This window comes from Nostoc sp. TCL240-02 (assembly GCF_013343235.1).
Taxonomy (GTDB): domain Bacteria; phylum Cyanobacteriota; class Cyanobacteriia; order Cyanobacteriales; family Nostocaceae; genus Nostoc.
The window spans coordinates 3,749,277-3,769,488 of the sequence record NZ_CP040094.1; the positions used below are offsets into that span (position 1 = coordinate 3,749,277).

Consider the following 20,212-nt stretch of genomic DNA (forward strand, 5'->3'; position numbering starts at 1 on the left):
TACAGCGAGATTCGGCTATTGAGTGAAAAGGTCAGTAAATCTTACTAATAAACAATGCTTACTCAAAATTCTATACCGACAGAGAAAAATCAGAACTTGGTAATACGTTTACCACGGACTCTGAGTTATCTCGAAACCTGGGGCTTTGGCTTAACGGGTCATGTGGGATGGATTGGTACTGCCCCTATTATTCATGCGGCGTTAGGGCCTAAAGCGATTTTAGTTTGGTTTGTTGGCACGATTATTTCCTTTTTACTGAACTTGCAGGTGCAAAGTCTAGGTAGACATTGGCCAGATGTCGCTGGAGGAACACCGAATTATACCACAAGGCTATTAAAAAATTTTCCTGGCTTAGGTCGTTACGTAGCATTAGGATACTTTTTTAGCTGGGCAGCAGCACCGGCACTGTATGCGATTATTCTCACAGACTTAATTAAAGTCAATTTTGGAACATTAGGTATTTCTTGTCCAGAAACTTTATTAAAAGTTTTATTTACAGCGATTCCTTTTATTTTAGCGTTCAGTGGCACTCGTGCTTTAGCGCTCTTGCATTTATTTTTTGTATTCCCAGCAATTTTATTACTGCTTTTGTTTTCTATTGAAGGCGTTTTATGGTTAGTCTTCTCAACTGCTAGTTTTAAATTTATCTCAACTAGCACACATAGTCTGAGCTTTGAAGAATGGGCTAAGTGGTTTTTTCTGGCTAGCTATTCAATTTATGCTTGTGAAACCACTTCTTCTTTTGTAGCTGATAGCCACCATCCGTATAAAACTTTAAGCTTCTTAACCGTAGCTGCTTGGCTAATTCCTCCAGTCTTTTTAGGTGGTTCTTGGGTATTAATGTGTTCGGGTCAAAATTCTACAATAGGTGATGATGCGTTCTTAAATCTGGTAGCAGCTTCTAAGCCTTTTTGGGGTGAATCTGCCTCTTTTCTAGCAACACTTTTGATTACTGTATCTTGCCTTCTAAGTTCTGCTACGGCAGTTTCTAATTCTCCTCGGATATTATACCAACTTGCCTTGGACAGACAGATTTCTCCCATATTTGCATTAGTTTCCCGTCAAGGTGTCCTTGGTCCTGCTATCTTCCTGACCTTTCTAATCAGTTTGCTGTGTCTAAATTTGGGAAATGTATCTCAACTTGTCACAGTGGCAGGCACCTGTTATTTAATGTCCATTATGGGATTACATCTGGGATTATGGCTGTGTCGAGGAAAACCCCAGGTGTTATGGCCTTGGTGGTCACTTGGTTTTTTCTGTTTAGAAGCGGTAGTTCTAATAGTCGGAGGTTTAGCTTGGAATTGGAGAGATTTTTCAGTGGGATTATTATTACCCATTGTTTTGATGATTGGAGATGTTGGGCTACGTCGCTTAAGATTTGCACCATTACAGTTGGAATGGTGGACACAGCGTTACTACACTCGGTCTAGCACAAACAATTCAGACTTTCTGATACTACAGGTGATTGTCCTAGTATCATTAATTTGTATTACTGCTACAAGCAGTTGGATTATCCGCGATTTATTAGGTAAGGTTTCTGATAATCCTCAAAATTCTTTACTAGCTATTCTGTTAGTAACGCTTTCTTTGATTGGCGTAGCGATCGCTTGCTGGACAACTCTACCACAAATCGTTGCTATTGATGAAGCACGCAAACAAGCAAAAAGCCTATTTATCACTACTCTCGATACTGTTCCAGATACTGTTTTAGTCTTAGATGAAAACGGTAAAATTTGTCAGACCAATGCTGCGGCTGAAGAATTATTTCAAACACACTCTCAGGAGTTACTTGGGCAAAACTTGAATCAACTCTTAGTATGTTATCACGGCAAACCAAAGCAATGGTCTATCAGGACTGAGCAAACTTTAAAAATAAACCAAGGTCTAAGAATTGTTGAATCGACTATTTCACAGCCATTTAATTCTCAGCTACGGGAATATGTTGTTATTATCCGTGACATCACTAAGCGGAAGTTAGTAGAGGAAGAATTAATCCAATATCGTTATCAGCTTGAGCAACTAGTTCTAGAACGCACTGTTGAACTTATCAGAGTAAATCAACAACTAGAACAAGACATTATCAAGCGTCAACAAGCACAAGAGCAATTACTTCACAATAGTCTTCATGACGGGCTAACCGGCTTACCTAATCAACGATTATTTATGGAGCGAGTGCAGCAAGCAATAGAACGTACCAAACAGCAAAATAATTATTTATTTGCCGTACTCTTCTTAGACTTAGACCGCTTTAAAGTTGTTAACGACAGTCTGGGACATCTACTAGGAAATCAACTTTTGATTGCAATTTCCCATCGATTAAAGTCAGTTTTGCGAGGCGGAGACATTGTTGCTCGTTTTGGTGGAGACGAGTTCACCATCTTAATTGAGGAAATTGAGGATATTGACATCGCTATACAAGTAGCCGAGCGAATTAAAAAGGTGCTAGCTTTGCCATTTCAATTAAATGAGCATAAGGTATTTACTAATGCTAGTATTGGCATTGCTTTAAGTAAACCAGATTATAAACAATCAGCGCATATTCTCCGCGATGCTGATGTTGCAATGTACCGCGCCAAATCACTTGGTAAAGCACGCTATGAGGTCTTTGATCAAAAGATGTACGAGGGTGCATCTTTGCTATTAGAGTTAGAAACTGCTCTGCGAAATGCACTGCTCAAACAAGAAGAATTTCGCCTTAATTACCAGCCAATTATTTCACTGATAACTGGCAAAATTATTGGATTTGAGGCCCTGATACGTTGGTATCATCCAGAACGAGGTCTTATTTCTCCTCAAGATTTTATTCCCCTAGCGGAGGAAACTGGAATGATTGTTAGTATTGGGCAATGGGTGCTTTCTGAAGCTTGTCAGCAAATGCACAGATGGCATCAACAATTTCCTAGCTCACTATCTCTGACAATTAGCGTTAATTTTTCTGGGAAACAAATCACACAACCCGATGTGTTTAAACAAGTTAAACATATTTTACAGGAAACTGGACTAGAGCCATGTAGTTTGAAGTTGGAGATTACTGAAACCCTGTTGATGGATAATTTTGAATTAGCTACCACCGTACTTTCTCAATTAACAGAGCTAAATGTCGAGATGCACATGGATGATTTTGGAACTGGTTATTCATCCTTGAGTTATCTACACCGCCTACCTATCAAAACTCTGAAGATTGACCGCTCTTTCGTCACTAATATAGGTAGGCGAGGAGAAAATTTAGAAATTGTAAGAGCGATTGTGACATTAGCTCATAATCTCAATATGTCTGTTACAGCAGAAGGCATAGAAACTGTAGAACAATTAGCACAATTGAAGGCGTTACAATGTGATTATGGACAAGGGTATTTTTTCTTACCACCGATGGAAAGTGCAGAAGTAGAAATGCTACTTGGTGATAACTTGTGTTACAAAAACTTTTTAAAGAGATAAGTTGTTTGGTATCGAATTCTGTTTGGAGAAACACCTTGTAAAATTGAGAAAGCAATTATACTTGAGGATATAGATTAGTGTTGTAGTACTGACTGTAGTTGAAAATTTTCTGCGTTATTAACTAACCCTTCTTCTAACAATAGTTCATTAATAAAAATATCGATTTTCTCCCGACCAATATTTTGCATTACTATCATGTGTGCCGAGTTTTCAAAAACTGCTAATTGCCACTTTTTAATTAATTTTTGAGAAGGTTTTTGAAAAACTACTGTGTTGGAAAAATTATTTAACATACATGGATATTCTCTGATTTGAAGTTGTTGGAAAAGATATTGAGCATTATGAATACAGGTCTTAGCCTCTTTAGCTAATCCATCATAACCTCTTGTTTGCACTGCATACCAGAGAATTAGGGGGGTATGACCATTTCTAGATCCCAGAATAGTTGTATCTTTTGAACCAATATATTCAATTTCTGTTTCAACTTTTTCTACCCATTTTTTCTTAGTTAAAACTACACCACAAGGTAAGGGAGAACCAATGAATTTAGCAGAAATAGCTACACTATCTATGGATTTTTGAAAGTTCACTTGCGGAGCGCCATCTAAAAACGGTAATATTAGCCCTGAAAGTGCAGCATCACAATGAATGTAGTAATCTTTAATCTGATTGCGCTCTAAAATTTCTAGAACTTTGTCTAAGTTATCAATTGCACCTTTGACAGTAGTCCCAATATTTAAATTTATGATGGCTGGATAACTACAATTTTCGCTAACTAGTTGTTCAAAATGGTCGTAATTAATTTCTCCATTAATTTGCGAATTCACAACATTATGTTGAATGCGGAATAATTTCGCGGCTTTGGGAATTGAGTAATGAGAGTCTTGTGATGAGTAAAGAATCCCATTAGGGTAGATTTCTCTTGCTAAGAACATTCCATATAAATTACCTTCAGTTCCACCAGCAGTAACATAACCCCAAAACTGGCTCTCTGGAATCTTATAGAGGTGAGCAAAAAAAGATAATACTTCTTGCTCAAACTTACGGGAATGAAGACCAAAATCTGGTTCAATATATGGATCTCCAGCATTATTTAACAGATGATTGAAAAATTTGCCGATCGCACTGTAATCACAACTTAAATTATAGGGATAGCCTGCATGAAACTGCGATCGCTGTTCTATTTGCAGCAAAAAATCTGCCAACTCTTTAGCAACTTTACTTGACATATCTTTGTATCTCTTGAATTTTGATTAAGTTAATGGATGTTTTAATCGGAACTTTACGTATTAATCCATACCTTTATGTTTTCTTTACAATACTGTAACTCTGCTCTATACATGAAAAGGATATGGTGAAAGTACTTAGTATGCTTCAGTAAAAATACCTGAGTTTTCGCTTACAAGTATATTACCCCTATAAATTACTTGCTTTACAAAATAGCTATAATGTGTATTACGCAAAATATCTTTTTCAGGCAGTGACTACAAACTGATTTAGCGTGAATTATACGGATTCGGTAGCAATACTTTTCGGTTAAGGGGCAATACGCTTGGGTTTTCGAGACGCGATAAATCGCCGTCTCTACAAGTCTTTTGGTCTTTTCTGAACTGTATTGGGTTAAGGGGGAAAGGGGAGAGGTAAAGGGTTTGAATTCACCTTTACCCCTTGTTTTCCCAGACCGAAAGAAAGTTGTTTAATGGTCGTGTCTGTCTCATTACCTGGATGAAAAGACCTCTCGCTGGTTTTAGTACAGAAAATTTTCCCTCTCCGAGTTAGAGCTACGGTGTACACACAAGTATAGTCTGCAAAGGTTTCAACCCTTTTAGCCCCGTAAATACCCAAATTTTGGGCAACTAGAAACTCCATTTATCCCGCTAATTTTAAGGTTAGGGCAACGAAAGCAAGTTTTAGGTGGGATTTCAAGACTTGTGTGTACACCGTAGCCGAGTTAGAGAGGGAAAGGCTTGAACTTTATTTCAAGGCAGAGAGAGGTTTGTTGAACTCAGGTATATTTACTAAAACTCTCCGGCTAAGGCTGCAACGCATCGTTCGCAAATTAAGGGGTGTTCTTCTGATTCTCCCACATGAGTAGAGTAGTTCCAACAGCGATCGCATTTTTGCCCTTCTGCGTTCACTACACCAACTCCCCAGTTTTCTGTCTGCGCCGTATATTTTAATCCTTGCAACCCTTGAGCAGAATCTAATAATTCCACTTGGGAAGTCAGCAATAGATACCGCAGTTCGTCAATCCCGTTACTTTTAACAGTGTTAAAGGCTTTGATAGCATCACCTAATTGTTTGTGAGGTATATAAATCAAAGCTTTCGCCTCCAGGGAAGAACCAATGAGTTTTTCTATCCTGGCTTGTTCTAATACCTTATTAACATCGGTGCGGAGTTGTCGCAGTGTTTCCCAAAATTCTGCCAATTCTGGATTACGCCATTTTTCCTCAATCTGCACCCAACCGGCTTCAAACACCGATTTGTAAGGTGTTTTATAAGGGAGATATTGCCAGATGTCTTCGGCAGTATGACATAGTACTGGTGCGATCGCTCGTGCTAAATTATCTAAAGCTATTTTCAGCACCGTTTGACAACTGCGACGGCGGAATGCATCTTTTGCACTGATGTACAGCCTATCTTTGGCAACATCTAAATAAAAGTTGGATAAATCCACCACGCAGAAATTCTGCACAGTTTGGAAAAAGCGGAAGAATTGGAAACTCTCAAAGGCTTCCGTTACTTCCTCAAATACCTCAGTGATGCGGTGCAGCATATAACGGTCAAGTTCTGGCAATTCCTCGAAGGGAACTGTATCTTTTTCCGGGTCAAAATCATCCAAGCTACCCAGCAAAAACCGCGCTGTATTGCGAATTTTGCCTCTGACATCATTCATCTGCTTGATGATGTTTTTACCAATGCGGACATCGCCAGAATAGTCTACCGATGATACCCACAATCTCAAGACATCTGCACCGTAAGCCGGTTCTACTTTTTGATTTTTCCCACCTTCAATGATTGTATTTGGGTCAACCACATTTCCTTCTGACTTACTCATTTTCCGGCCCTGTTCGTCCAAAGCGAAGCCGTGAGTTAGCACAGTTTTGTAAGGTGCAACGTCATTTACCGCTACACTGGTGAGCAAGCTTGACTGAAACCAACCGCGATGCTGGTCGGAACCTTCCAAATATATATCAGCAGGGTAGCGTAACTCTGGACGTTGTTGGACGACAGCTGCCCAAGATGAGCCAGAATCAAACCATACATCCATTGTGTCTGTACCTCTGCGGTAAGACTTACCATTATTACGATAGGATTCTGGTAATAATTCCTCAACGGATAATTCCCACCAAGCATCAGAACCTTTTTCAGCAATGATTCCTTGAGCGTGGTTGATAATTTCCTCATTCAGCAGTACTTCCCCGGTGGCTTCATCGTAGAAAACGGGAATGGGTACACCCCAAGCGCGTTGACGAGAAATACACCAATCGGAACGTTCCGCTACCATTGGCGTAATGCGATTTTCACCTTGGGCTGGAATCCATTTTACCGTTGCGATCGCTTTTAGTGCTTCTTCTCTAAATCCTTCCACGGAAGCAAACCATTGTTCAGTTGCGCGGAAAATCGTTGGTTTCTTTGTCCGCCAATCATAAGGATATTTGTGGGGATATGCTTCTTCCTTCAGCAAAGAACCAGCCGCAGCCAGTGCATCAATCACCGCCTGATTACCATCACCCAGCACATTTAACCCCGCAAATTCTCCCGCTTCTTCGGTAAAATTGCCGTTGTCATCCACTGGTGCAAGGATAGGTAAACCGTAGCGCTGACCAACAATGTAGTCTTCTTGACCATGACCGGGTGCAGTATGTACCAGCCCAGTACCCGACTCAGTAGTGATATAATCACCGCCGACAACAATTGGACTTTCACGGTCAAATAGAGGATGACGATAAGTAGTATGTTCTAAGTCATTCCCCTTAAAGGTGGCTTTGATAGTTAACTCAAGTCCCAACGTTGAAGATAAACGTTCGACTAAATCAGCAGCAACAATGAGGTATTTAAAATTACTCTGCGCCTCTGGATGGGATTCCACCACTGCATAGTTCAAATCTGCATTCACCGCCACCGCCAAATTTCCCGGAATTGTCCAAGGTGTAGTTGTCCAAACAGCCACACCCAAATCTGACTGATATTCTGCCAATAGTGGTTTTACAGCTTCGGACAAACTTGTGATTGCAAAAGCTGCATAGATACTACGAGAAACGTGACCTTCAGGATATTCCAACTCAGCTTCAGCCAAAGCGGTTTTAGAACTCGGACTCCAGTGAACAGGCTTCAAACCGCGATAGATGTAGCCTTTCAAGAACATTTGACCAAACACGCCAATTTGAGCCGCTTCATAAGCCGGCTTGAGAGTTAGGTAAGGGTTGTCCCAATCACCCCAAATACCGTAGCGTTTAAAATTTTGGCGCTGATTATCTACCGTAGCTAGGGCAAATTCTTTCGCTTTTTGCCGCAGTTGTAAAGGCGTTAAATTTTGCCGTTCTGCTGACTTCATGTTCTGCAAAACTTTCAACTCAATTGGCAAACCGTGACAATCCCAACCAGGAACGTAGCGAACTTTACGCCCTTGTAGTAGTTGGTAGCGATTAATAATATCTTTGAGAATTTTATTTAAGGCATGACCAATATGGAGTGAGCCATTAGCGTAGGGAGGCCCATCGTGCAGTATAAATAGTTCGCCGGGATTATTTTCAAAAAGGCGATCGTAAATTTTATTTTCTTCCCAAAATTTTTGGATTTCAGGCTCACGCTTGATGGCGTTTGCCCGCATATCAAAGCTAGTCTTGGGTAGGTTTACAGTATCTTTGTAACTTCCTGATTCGGTCACAGTCTCATGCCTAGAATTAGGTGTGTAGGTTTTATCAATTATAGAAGATAGCCTGAAAACCAAAATTCGCTTTTTGAGAGCGAGTTTGATAAACCTCTCCCTACCTTGAATTTTCGTTAATAAAGTTGCAAATAAAAAATAGGATTCCACAAGGGCGTAGGCGTAGCCCATCGTAGATATCGCCATTATAAAATTCAGATGGATTAAACGTAGGTTGGGTTGAGGTAAGGAAACCCAACTTACATTTAATGCACAAATTGAGCCTTGACACAGCACTAAATTTATGCAGTCAGTGGATTATTGCAGCAAAGGAGTTGTACCATTACCGTTAATTGACGCATTCGCAATTGCAGCTTGAGTAGGTTGACTGGCAAGAACCGCTACAATTGGAGCAGCTTTTGAACTAGATTTTTTATTTCTTTTTCCATTAGAACCGCCAGCTTTGGAATACTGTATACTGTTTCTGCCGTAGATAGTTGCAACTCCACTTAACATTCGTTCAGACATTTCGGAGAGGGCTTTATCCATCTGGGTTATTGTCTTACGCGATTCTTCAAGATTGGATACAAGCGTGTTATGAGCTTCTAGCGTCGAACGGGTAGTGTTGATAAGGTAGTTGTAGGCTTCAATGGTTAATCCATGTCCTAAATCCAGGTTTTCATCAACAGATTTAAGCAAGGCGAGACGAAGTTGGGCTTTGTCAACAGCAGCAGAACCACGAGTTCTTAAAGACATGAGATATCCTTTTTTTTAAGAATTCCTTTTTCAACATAGTAGAGTATTCTTTTGACTGAGATGGGTAGTTTTGTGGATTTATTTCGTTGAACTTTTAATGAAATAATTACGAGTTTGTCTGTATTTTTACTTGTTTTTTATATCGATTTGTTGTTTGAGAATAAGTGCAATCAGCAAATGCGATCGCTAAATCAACAAATGCGATCGCTAAATCAACAAATGCGATCGCTAAATCAACAAATGCGAACGCCGAATCAGCAAATGCGAACGCCGAATCAGCAAATGCGAACTCCGAATCAACAAATGCGATCGCTAAATCAGCAAATGCGAACGCCATATCAACAAATGCGAACGCCGAATCAGCAAATGCGATCGCCGAATCAACAAATGCGAACTCCGAATCAACAAATGCGATCTCCGAATCAGCAAATGCGATCGCCACAATAACATTATGCGATCGCCACAATAACATTATAGGAAACTAGAACATCTAATTCCCTCCCCTTTATAAGCTATGGTGTATACACAAGTCGAATTACCCCCCTTAATCCCCCCTTGTAAAGGGGGGAAACAAGAGAATCTATCTAGTTCCCTCCCCTTTATAAGGGGAGGGTTAGGGTGGGGTAAATTTCCTCAACTTACAAATAACTTCCCTAATTTTATCCATCACACCATCAATATCTTGATAAACTTCTTGATTCGTAAATCTCAAAAATCTCGTACCTTTTGATTCCAAAAATGCTTGGCGATCGCGGTCATATTCTGGAACTCCATCTTGATAGTGACTATCACCATCAATTTCTATGGCAAGTCTCAATTCCGAAGAATAAAAATCCACTACAAATCTGTCAATACTGTATTGTCTGCGAAATTTACAGCTTTCAATTTGTTGATTTCTAAGTTTTGCCCAAACTATTTTTTCAGATGGGGGCATATTGTTTCTGAGAGTTTGCCGTTTTTGCTTTTCTGAGGTTAGGTTATACAGCTTTGTCATCAGCGTTTTCATATTCCTGGACTCTGCTTATTATTCCCAGGATTACCCCCCTTAATCCCCCCTTGGAAAGGGGGGAAATAAGAAATCTTGTTCCCTCCCCTTGTAAAGGGGAGGGTTAGGGTGAGGTAATTCAATAACTTGCGCGTACACCGTAGCCTTTTTAAAGAGGATCTAAAACTTTTTACCCCTAATTTTTCCGAAATTGAGCATAATATTGTTGAAGCTTCATCAAGATGCGTCTAACTCACACCTGCTCATGAACGAACAGCGTTTACAAGCTTATAATCAGCTAATTCAAACCCTGCTAAATTGCCCTAGCGGGGAAGAACCAGAGATATTAGCAGCGAATACAGAATTACTAGATGCTAACTTTGTGCAGGTTGTTGTAGCAGCAGCAGAGTATTTTGCCCAGCAGGGAGAAGAAAATACTGCAAACTGGTTGAGAAACCTAGCAACATATCTCACCTCAGAAACTCCCCCCATCACCCAAGAAGATATAGAGACTTACTTGCAATTTTTAATAGAAATACTGCAAGCAACAGCAGAAAGCAACGGCGATGCTCAAGTAATTTACCCATTGCTGGCAGCTAATACCGATAAACTCAATGATATTTTTGCTCAATTATTGCGTCATTGGGCAACAAATACCCTAACAGAAGCGGAACCAGATGCAGCAACATCCATCGCCGCAGTGATTGGTAATTTTAGTAATCTGATTCAGCAGTTTCCCTTGGGTAGTAAAGCCAACAACATGGAAATTGCTATTACTGGCTATGAAATCGCCCTAACTGTATATACCCGCAGCGCCTTTCCTGAAAATTGGGCAACGACGCAAAATAATCTGGGGACTGCTTACGGTGACAGAATATTAGGAGAACGAGCCGAGAATATAGAAGAAGCGATCGCTGCTTATTCTGCTGCACTGGAAGTTAGAACCCGCAGCGCCTTTCCTGAAAATTGGGCAACGACGCAAAATAATCTGGGGACTGCTTACGGTAACAGAATATTAGGAGAACGAGCCGAGAATATAGAAAAAGCGATCGCTGCTTATTCTGCTGCACTGGAAGTATATACCCGCAGCGCCTTTCCTGAAAATTGGGCAATGACGCAAAATAATCTGGGGAATGCTTACGGTAACAGAATATTAGGAGAACGAGCCGAGAATATAGAAAAAGCGATCGCTGCTTATTCTGCTGCACTGGAAGTTAGAACCCGCAGCGCCTTTCCTGAAAATTGGGCAATGACGCAAAATAATCTGGGGAATGCTTACTCTGACAGAATATTAGGAGAACGAGCCGAGAATATAGAAGAAGCGATCGCTGCTTATTCTGCTGCACTGGAAGTTAGAACCCGCAGCGCCTTTCCTCAAAACCATGCAGAAACTTTGTTAAATCTCGGCAGATTATACCAAGATGAAGAACAATTTAACTCAGCTTACAATACCTTTATTAAAGCAATAGAAACAGTGGAAGCTTTGCGGGGTGAAATTGTTTCTGGCGAAGAAGTTAAGCGCAAACAAGCAGAAGAATGGAATCAACTTTATCGATGCATGGTGGAAGTTTGCCTAGCATTGGCTAAAGAGACCGAGGCAATAGAATATATTGAACGTAGCAAAACCCGCAATTTAGTAGAACTGTTAACTAAAGCAACATCAATAAACCTAGAAAGGGTTCCTTTAGTTGGTAGCAGCATCCACTTTTCACAAATTCAAAACCTCTTAGACAACGAAACTGTAATCATTCAGTGGTACATTTTTAATAATTGTTTTCGCGCTTTTATCATCACCCACGAGAATAATCAGCCAATAATCTGGCATTCTAATGAACAAGACTTAAATGCCTTAATCGATTGGACAAATGAATATCTACGCGACTATTACAACCTGGAAGACAAAGATAAAATCCAATGGCAGAATCAGCTAGAAGAACGCCTGAAAAAGTTAGGAGAAATTCTGCATCTTGAGGAAATTTTAGACCAAATACCCAAACAATACTACAGATTAATCCTTATTCCTCATCGCTACTTACACCTCTTTCCTCTCCACGCTTTACCTGTCAAAGAATCATACTTAATTGACTTATTTACCAACGGCGTAGGCTATGCACCCAGTTGTCAACTTTTGCAACAAGTCCAACTGCGTCAACGTCCTGATTTTAAATCTTTATTTGCCATCCAAAATCCCACAGAAGACTTATATCAAGGCTACGAAAAAGATTTAGGAGCCGTTGCAGCCATCAAGAAACAGTTTACCGATGCTCAGATTTTGAAACAAGACCAAGCAAAAAAATCAGCAATTCTCTGTATGAATGAAAACCCTCACAATGTCATGCTGCATGGAAAATTGCTGAAAGCTAGCTGTGCTTTTTTCTTCTGTCATGGATACTTTAACTCTGCTTCTCCCCAAGATTCTGGTTTACAGTTAGCTGATGGAAACCTGACTTTAGCAGATATCATTACTCACTTCAAACTAGAAAACTGTCGCCTAGTCACTCTCTCTGCTTGCGAAACGGGTTTTACCGACTTCACAAGCACCAGTGATGAATACATTGGTTTACCCAGTGGATTTTTGTTAGCAGGTAGCACCAATGTAGTCAGTAGCCTTTGGACAGTCAGTGCTACAGCTACAGCTTTATTGATGATTAAATTTTACGAAGAACTACAGCAGCAAAGTAATATTGTATTAGCTTTAAATACAGCACAACGTTGGTTAAGGGATACGACAGTCAAAGGCTTTCAAGATTGGCTGATTAACTCCTCACTAAGTCTAGTTTGGCAAGCACAACTAAATCAATATTTTGATGATAATCATAACAATGCCTCAACTAAACCCTTTGAATCACCTTTTTATTGGGCTGCTTTTTGTAATATAGGTAAAGGATTTTAGAAAATGTCAGTTTATAGAAATAGCGTCTTAGCTTTTATTCAAGTGCTTGACTCTCAATCAAAATTGATTCCTACTCAAGACTGGAATGAATTGCAGCAACTATCGAGTCAGTTCCCAGAAGACGATGAGGAAATTTCAGAAATCCTAGAAAATTGGTTGCAACCAGAATCCCGTAGTCAACTTCTAGAAGACTACAAGCAATATCTGAAATCACTCACTGCTGCATCTCCTATTGATATAGACAGAAACATAGGAATAGCTAATAGTAAATCACAAACTCCAGTCAATCAACCTAGTGAATCATCAAAGGAACTTGTAGATAACGCCATTAAAAACAACTCTCCTTTGTCTGAAAACACGAAACCCGACAAAAAATAGTGAAGAATTTCAGCCTCAGCCTCTATGCTTTTCATCTCCGCCACACCCTAACTGAACTTCCCGGTGAAGTTGTGACAGATGCTAATCTCTTGTGGGAAAATCTGGTGAAAGTGGGTGAAGGTTCACTAAGTTTTGTTGGGTTGAAAGATTTACGCTCAAAATTAATTTGTTATCAAAATGGTAAATACGAACCCAAGCGGGAAATAGGAAGAATACCAGAACGGTTAATTGATGCTCAAGATTTAGATTTGGGTAGTCTCCCCACAACAGAAGGCTTTAAAATTAATGCTAATCTTCAACCTTTCTTGCTTAACGATACCTACGCAGTTGATTTAACTCTTGTTCCAGAATCACCAAACATTTCCATAGACATACCACAACTGCAACATTTTAAACCAAGTTCCCTACTACCATCTAATATTCAAGCATCTTTAGGACAAACATTATCGATTTATGGAGAAGTAGAGCCAACTGAAGATTGTGATACACTAGCTGAAAAATTAGCCATAGCCTTAGTAGCTGGCACAAATTTAAATCCTGTACGATCGCAACAAGGAGGACTGTTTGGTAGTCTTTTATTTGAATACCAAGCACTTGACCCAGATGAACCAGATAATCCTGCCAAACAATGCCATATTTTAATAGTCATTAATAATAGTCAAGCTGCAACAGCAACACTTGCAGCAGAAGCTTATGACTGGTTGCTAAATTTACTATGTAGCTACCATAAAATACTTTACATTTATCAACTAGCGCGTCAACGCTACCGAGATGCGAGAACAATTTACAGTGATTTAGAAAATAAAATTCAAGAATTTAACAGCCTGATATCTGAAAACCAAACAAAATTATCTTGCTTAAAAAGCTTAATGGGAGAAATCCCCAAAAAAAGCTTTGATTACACCAGATGTTTGCAAGATTTACAAACACACCATACAGCAATTACTACTAATATTATTAACTACAAAATTTGCTTAGACCAGATTAAAACTATTGATAACGGAAATAGACCAAAATTCTGGCAAGATTTTTTCAACAAAGAATGTAAGAAATGGCGAGAACAAATCCAAACAGATATTAACTATCTGACTCCAGGTCAGGAATTGTTTGGGCAATTCGTTGATACTATCCGAGGTATAGTAGAAACAGAACAAACTGAGCGCGATCGCTCTTTAGAAAACACAATCCAGATATTAGGTATCGGCTTTGGCGGTGGTGCGATCGCCTCTGGTGTATTCACAACACATATTGATAAAATTAATCTGCCGTTAGTACAAAAACATCCCCTTTACGCATCGTTAACTTTGGGAGCATCCCAGTTTTTTGCAAAGAAGACGAAAATCAGTCAGGATAGGTAAGACGAGTGTATTTACTTACCGATGACCCCAGAACAAAAGCAAGCTCTTCAAAAACATATTCAGGCGATTGCTAAAATATTGTATGAAGATACGTCAAAAGAAAAGCTCACAAATCTTGCAGCAATTGAAGAAGCAGTGCGGAGTCAAATGCAGAAGCATGTTATGCCAGAAGTAGGGGTTTTTTTATCGAAACGATTACAGGGACAACCGCAGGATACCAACGACGGCTCAAAAGCATTCTTGGAGAGTTAGCAATAACGAGCAAACAAGCCATTGAATTAGAAGTCGCACCAAGTACTCAACTGAGTCCATATCTAGAAACTTGTTGTTTGAGGGTAAGTGCGAATGTCAGCTATGAAGATGCGGCATCAGACATCAAGTATTTTACGGGCATAGAGGTTTCTCACAGCAGTCAACAGAGATTAGTGCATCGCCAGAATTTTGAGTTGCCAACACCAGAACAGACAATTGAAGAATTAAGCGTCGATGGTGGAAACATCCGTGTCCGAACTCCTAAAGGTCAAATATGTGCATGGCTTGGCTATAAAGCAATTAGCTTACATCATCTCGGAATCTTGGGAACTTCATTTCAGAATAATCAGATTGTGATTGATTGGGTTAATGACCAACCACTGGCTAGCCCACTCACTTGTATTGGTGATGGACATGACGGCATTTGGAATATAATTGACCAATTAGCACCTGATGCACAACGTCGAGAAATACTTGATTGGTTCCATTTAATAGAAAACCTCCACAAAGTTGGGGGTTCACAAAAACGCTTGAAACAAGCACAAAATCTACTATGGAAAGGCCAAGTTGAGGCTACTATTGCCTTATTTACAGATTGTAAAGGCAAACAAGTACAAAACTTTTGCCGTTATCTTGATAAGCATCGCAATCGCATTATCAACTACGAATATTATCAAGCTGAAGAAATTTGTTCAATTGGTTCAGGTTCAGTTGAATCTGCCGTTAAACAGGTTGACCGTCGAACAAAAATTTCCGGGGCACAATGGAAACGAGAAAATGTGCCTCAAGTCCTAGCCCATCGCTGTGCTTACCTCAATGGATTATTGTCAGTTTGAGCCACTTTAAAAAGTGAGATGCTCCCGTTAACTTTAAGCATCATTGCTACCGTGGTATTTATCGCTTTAGGTTGGCTAATTACCAAACGTAAATAAAGTAAATTCTTCGGATAAACTATGAAAATAAAAGACATGACTACAGAACAGTTACAAAACTTGATCTGTAATCCCCTGATAAATTGGGGGACTTTAAGAGCTTTTTGCCTGCTTTTTTAAGGTGGGTTGGGGGGATCAAAAGCCTGTAGCGCAACTCTAGAAGACTGGTGTGTACACCGTGGCCTTGATAAGGGGAGGGTTAGGGTGGGGTTAAACCTTTGTTAATCTAGCTATTTCAGACTTGTGTGTACACCGTAGGACTCAGAGAGGGACGGTTTTGTCTGCATAGTAAAACCAGGGAGAGGTTTTTAGGCGATTAGGAGACTAATCAGGAATTTTGCGGAGATTGAGAGTTAATCGACATAAAGTAGTATACTTTTCTGGGTTCGCCTAAAACTATCAAAAAGTTTCGTCTAAAAACCAAAAATTTTGGGGTTGCTCTAATGCTAAGTCCTGTAATAACAGTCAGTATCTTTCAAAAACAACCCGATCCTGAAGCATTCTCAGCAGGTGAAGTCATCTTTGAAGAAGGACAGTCTGGTGATAGTATGTACGGCATTCTGGAAGGAGAGGTAGAGATAGTAGTTAATGACAAGGTTGTAGAAACCATTGAGAAGGGCGAAGTTTTTGGTGCTGGAATACTTGTAGGAATAAAAAATAGAAATTACACAGCTATTGCCAAGGTGGATACTAAACTAGGTTTTCTTAATGAAGAAGGGTTTCTCTTTGCCGTTCAGGAAACACCTATGTTTGCCATACAGGTGATGAAAAGTTACTCAGAGCGTCTTAGTCGCTTACAGCGTCTGGTTTAAAGGAGGCAGGGGGCAGGGGGCAGAATATCTGGCTCTCATCTTAGGACTCTGCGTGAAGGGTCTTGTCAGGAAGAGATGCAGTATTCCAACTGAGCCTTCTGTCCTCACTATAGCTGCCTTTGGTGGTGAAAGGTGGAGAATTTACCGGAGGTAGTAATGGTGCGTAAACGGTTGATTATTGAGATGGGGATGGGAATAGATCAGCATGGACAAGAGCCAACAGTAGCATCATCTAGGGCAGTAAGGAATGCGATCGCTCACAATGCTTTACCTGGTGTTTGGGAAGTTGCAGGTTTAAGTCATCCCAATGAAATGATTATAGAGGTTCAGGTAGCAGTTCCATATCCAGAACAAGTTAGAGAAGAAGAGGTACTGGCTGTCCTACCATTTGGTCGGAAAAGTCTTACCGTAGAATCTGGGGGAATGATAGTTCAAGGGCGGGCCATTCCTGAACTAAACGATAAAAATGATGAAATGTTGATTGCGATCGCATCTGTTACAGTTCTGATCGAAAATGAGTAGTTGAGATGAAATGACGCATCTATGAACAATCATCTGTTTTTAATTGCTTGGTGATTATTAGCCATTGCTGTAAAAAAGTTAGCATCTACACATTGTCGGGAAATTTCAAAAGCTTCAAAGTAGCCATCTTTCTGGCCTAACTCCCGTGCCCAAAAACGAGATAAAACCAGTATGGCATCAAGTTGCATAAATGCTTTGTTTACCTCTGATTCATAACAACCGATAGCTGCAACTTTTTCCTCAATTACAGATGTAATATCCACAAAAAAGTTGGGTTCAAAACCACGTAAAAAAACAGGTGGGGCTGAATACCACAAAGTTATGTTTTTGCGGGTAGCAACATTAGAAACTGCGATCGCACACACTTCATGATCTCTATGCCCATATTTTTCAGGTTGTGGTGCATGAGTAATAATCAGATCCGGTTGCCAACGCCCAATAGCTTCTTCTGTAACTTTAATCACTGCTTGAGTTGAAAAATTATACTCCTCAAGTGCATAAAACTCGTAAGTTGCACCGATGATTTTACCTGCTGCATCCGCTTCTTGATGACGTGTACCCTTAATAGGCGAACTGGAAAGACTGCCATCAGTCAAAATTAAGCAACGAATATTCCACCCTGCCTTGGACATCAAACTGAGAGTGCCAGCAGCAGGTAGAACTTCATCATCAGCATGAGCATAAATTGTTAAGACAGTTCGTTGACCAAAGTTTTTTGAGTCTGAATCAGTGTTCATATTTGTGTTTTCTAGATTGGATTTATAAAGGAGTTAAGAGTTAAGAGTTATTCTCCTGATCTTTGCATCCTTATTAGACCAATACAGTTCAGTTAAGCTTCAAAAAACTCTTTGTCAAAGTCAATTTTTTTTACGTAGACGCAAAGCATCTTCCCGCAGAGGACACAGAGAGAAGGAAAATTTAACTGATCTATATTGACTCTTAGGTTTCTTTTGGAGGTTGCCAAACAGATGCGCGGATGATAGCCGACAAAAGTAACAAGTTATAGATAGCCCATGCACCATTGAGTAGGTGAACCAAAGGATTATTTAGATGACCAATTGCAAAGCGATAAAGACTCCATAATATCCCTAGAATAGTGAGGATAAAGATAACTAACTGCGGCCAAACCAGCCGAAGATAAATACCGGATTGCCTCTGCTTAGGTGTGACTTGAAAATTGAGTTTTTGTCCTGTGAACACACTCCATACAGCTTGGATTAGCAGGGGGAATAAAGCGATCGCATATTGTTCAGAACGCCAAACTTCTGTAGCTGGAATGCCCCAGGTCGCTGCTAAGAACGTGAGACGGTTGATAATAAAAGCTGGAAAAAAGTGTATAGCAAAGTCAGACCCATAGGTTTTAACTGGAACAATGTCCGTAAAAAAATAGATGATTGGACAAGAAATAAACACCAGAGTTGCAAAACCAGAGAAATAACTATACATCGTCTTAAAATATTGCAACCTTTGCCAAAAGGTTAGCCCTGATTTTGTCAGTGGATTTTCCCTAACTAGCACTTGGATAGTTCCTTGTGCCCAGCGTAGTCGCTGCTTAAGAGTAGAACTCAGGTCATCTGGTGCTAAACCTTCTGCCAAAAGTTCATTGTGATAAATAGATTTCCAGCCGGCACTATGCAAACGCATGGCTGTATTCATATCTTCTGTAATGCTATTACTTGATACTCCACCAACTAAATCAAATTCATCTAAACGTTTTTCATCTTTAGCAAATTCATCAGCAAAATTTTGCAGTCCTACACTAACTAATGCCTCACGCCTCAATATCGCATTTGTGCCTGTATAGAAAGCAGCATTCATGCCATCCTTACCTTGTTGGAGTGGCCCATAAAATAAATTTGCTCGATGTCCAAAAGGATCGCCTGGAGGAATATTGTAAAAATCCTGGCGAGTCTGTACAAAAGCAATTTGATTCTGGTCGTATTTTCCTGTTGAAATATTATATGTATAGAAATAAGGCACAACTCGCTTCAGAAAATTTGGTTTGGGAATGTGATCTGCATCTAAAGTAACAATGAAATTTCCTGCTGTTTCTCCAGAAAAAATTGCGTAATTGATGTTGCCTGCTTTAGCATGATGCGCTACGCCAGGTGTCTTGGGACGAGCAATGTAGCGAAACCGGGAGAGTTCTAAAAGTTCGAGTTCTTTCTTCTGAATATTTTTTTCTAAAGCTTTCCGTTCGGTAATGAGGCGTTCGCGTAGCGTCTTTGCAGGAGAATCACTAATACTTTGATAATCTGGAGGTATCCAAAGAATAAACTGTCGTAGACTTTGCACAAATTCAGTAGCCAACTGATTAACTACTGATTCTGATGATGATGCTTGCAGCCATTGTTCTGCGGCCTGAGTATTAGGTGTCAGATTTTCTAGTTGCTTTAGACGCTGCAACAAACAAGAGTGTTCTGCATCAATCCGATTTGCTTCTTGTTGTAGTTGTGGTGACTGCAAATCCTCAATACACAATTTTTCTGTCATAGCCCGCATATCAGCCGAGTTACCATCATCTAAAACATAAACTCGTAACTTTGTTGGTGGGTAATCCATTGTCAGAGCAGCTTTGGCAGTTTCTTCTACAATTTCTGGCGGCTCGTTGTAGCAGGTTACAAACACATCCACTGTTGGCCAGTCCGATCTGGGTAGAGGTGGGGTCATCTGGTCGAGAGACTTAACCTGTCGCACTAAAGGTCGCCATAACCCAATCACAAACATCACGCCGCCGAAATAGCTATAAATTTCTGCTATCAGCAAAGGGATAGAGATCCACAGGGCATCAAAATTAATGGAATGAATGATGCGCCATTGCAAATACCAAATTCCAAAAATTAAATTTATTTCTGCCAAGTAGCGAAATAACAGCGTTCTTTTTTTGAGTAATGAGCGACTGTTACCAGAAAAGTTTGAAGAATTATCACTAATAGAAACTGAAGTCATCTTAGTACTAGTAATTAATGTAAAAGGATAATGCAATGGTAAAAAATGCTGAATTTGGAGTTACAA

General features: G+C 39.9%; 14 protein-coding genes. 8 read left to right on the forward strand and 6 right to left on the reverse strand.

Features of this window, described 5'->3' with window-relative positions:
* The first annotated feature begins 54 nt into the window (after positions 1-54).
* Complete coding sequence (locus tag FBB35_RS16120; RefSeq protein ID WP_174710491.1) at positions 55-3,438, forward strand: EAL domain-containing protein; 3,384 nt, start codon at positions 55-57, stop codon at positions 3,436-3,438.
* A gap of 74 nt (positions 3,439-3,512) precedes the next feature.
* On the opposite strand, the gene FBB35_RS16125 is transcribed toward FBB35_RS16120, so the two are convergent.
* From FBB35_RS16125 to FBB35_RS16135, 3 genes are all read right to left on the reverse strand, one after another.
* Positions 3,513-4,667, reverse strand: a complete 1,155-nt coding sequence (locus FBB35_RS16125) for a histidine decarboxylase (protein WP_174710492.1) — start codon at positions 4,665-4,667, stop codon at positions 3,513-3,515.
* Between the two features lie 789 nt (positions 4,668-5,456).
* Positions 5,457-8,330, reverse strand: coding sequence for an isoleucine--tRNA ligase (gene ileS / locus FBB35_RS16130; protein ID WP_174713666.1), 2,874 nt, complete (start codon positions 8,328-8,330; stop codon positions 5,457-5,459).
* A 297-nt stretch (positions 8,331-8,627) separates the two neighbouring features.
* Positions 8,628-9,065, reverse strand: coding sequence for a hypothetical protein (locus FBB35_RS16135; protein ID WP_174710493.1), 438 nt, complete (start codon positions 9,063-9,065; stop codon positions 8,628-8,630).
* A 114-nt stretch (positions 9,066-9,179) separates the two neighbouring features.
* Between FBB35_RS16135 and FBB35_RS16140 the strand changes: the two genes are divergently transcribed.
* Positions 9,180-9,512 (forward strand): hypothetical protein, encoded by a 333-nt coding sequence (locus FBB35_RS16140; RefSeq protein WP_174710494.1) that lies wholly within the window; start codon positions 9,180-9,182, stop codon positions 9,510-9,512.
* A 166-nt stretch (positions 9,513-9,678) separates the two neighbouring features.
* Here the strand turns inward: FBB35_RS16140 and FBB35_RS16145 are convergent, their stop codons facing one another.
* Entirely contained in the window at positions 9,679-10,059 is a 381-nt protein-coding gene (locus FBB35_RS16145) for an endonuclease domain-containing protein (RefSeq protein ID WP_174710495.1), read from the reverse strand.
* A 256-nt stretch (positions 10,060-10,315) separates the two neighbouring features.
* Here FBB35_RS16145 and FBB35_RS16150 point away from each other — a divergent pair, with 256 nt between their 5' ends.
* The 6 genes from FBB35_RS16150 (at position 10,316) to FBB35_RS16175 (ending at position 17,197) form a co-directional block, all read left to right on the forward strand.
* Positions 10,316-12,943 carry a CHAT domain-containing protein gene (locus FBB35_RS16150; RefSeq protein WP_174710496.1) on the forward strand — a complete coding sequence of 876 codons (2,628 nt, stop codon included), beginning with the start codon at positions 10,316-10,318 and terminating at the stop codon, positions 12,941-12,943.
* A 3-nt stretch (positions 12,944-12,946) separates the two neighbouring features.
* Complete coding sequence (locus tag FBB35_RS16155) at positions 12,947-13,321, forward strand: hypothetical protein (RefSeq protein WP_174710497.1); 375 nt, start codon at positions 12,947-12,949, stop codon at positions 13,319-13,321.
* Positions 13,321-14,679, forward strand: coding sequence for a hypothetical protein (locus FBB35_RS16160; protein WP_174710498.1), 1,359 nt, complete (start codon positions 13,321-13,323; stop codon positions 14,677-14,679). The genes FBB35_RS16155 and FBB35_RS16160 overlap by 1 nt, the downstream gene beginning before the upstream one ends.
* A gap of 21 nt (positions 14,680-14,700) precedes the next feature.
* A protein-coding gene (locus FBB35_RS16165; RefSeq protein ID WP_174708235.1) for an ISKra4 family transposase occupies positions 14,701-15,767 on the forward strand; the annotation gives its coding sequence in 2 pieces (ribosomal slippage) (positions 14,701-14,857 and positions 14,857-15,767; 1,068 coding nt in all).
* Positions 15,768-16,306: 539 nt separating this feature from the next.
* Positions 16,307-16,675, forward strand: a complete 369-nt coding sequence (locus FBB35_RS16170) for a cyclic nucleotide-binding domain-containing protein (protein WP_174710499.1) — start codon at positions 16,307-16,309, stop codon at positions 16,673-16,675.
* A gap of 156 nt (positions 16,676-16,831) precedes the next feature.
* Entirely contained in the window at positions 16,832-17,197 is a 366-nt protein-coding gene (locus FBB35_RS16175) for a Lin0512 family protein (protein ID WP_174713667.1), read from the forward strand.
* Between the two features lie 29 nt (positions 17,198-17,226).
* On the opposite strand, the gene FBB35_RS16180 is transcribed toward FBB35_RS16175, so the two are convergent.
* Both FBB35_RS16180 and FBB35_RS16185 read right to left on the reverse strand, forming a co-directional pair.
* Complete coding sequence (locus FBB35_RS16180) at positions 17,227-17,934, reverse strand: PIG-L deacetylase family protein (RefSeq protein WP_174710500.1); 708 nt, start codon at positions 17,932-17,934, stop codon at positions 17,227-17,229.
* 202 nt (positions 17,935-18,136) lie between these two features.
* Positions 18,137-20,146, reverse strand: a complete 2,010-nt coding sequence (locus FBB35_RS16185) for a glycosyltransferase (RefSeq protein ID WP_174710501.1) — start codon at positions 20,144-20,146, stop codon at positions 18,137-18,139.
* Between the last annotated feature and the right edge of the window lie 66 nt (positions 20,147-20,212).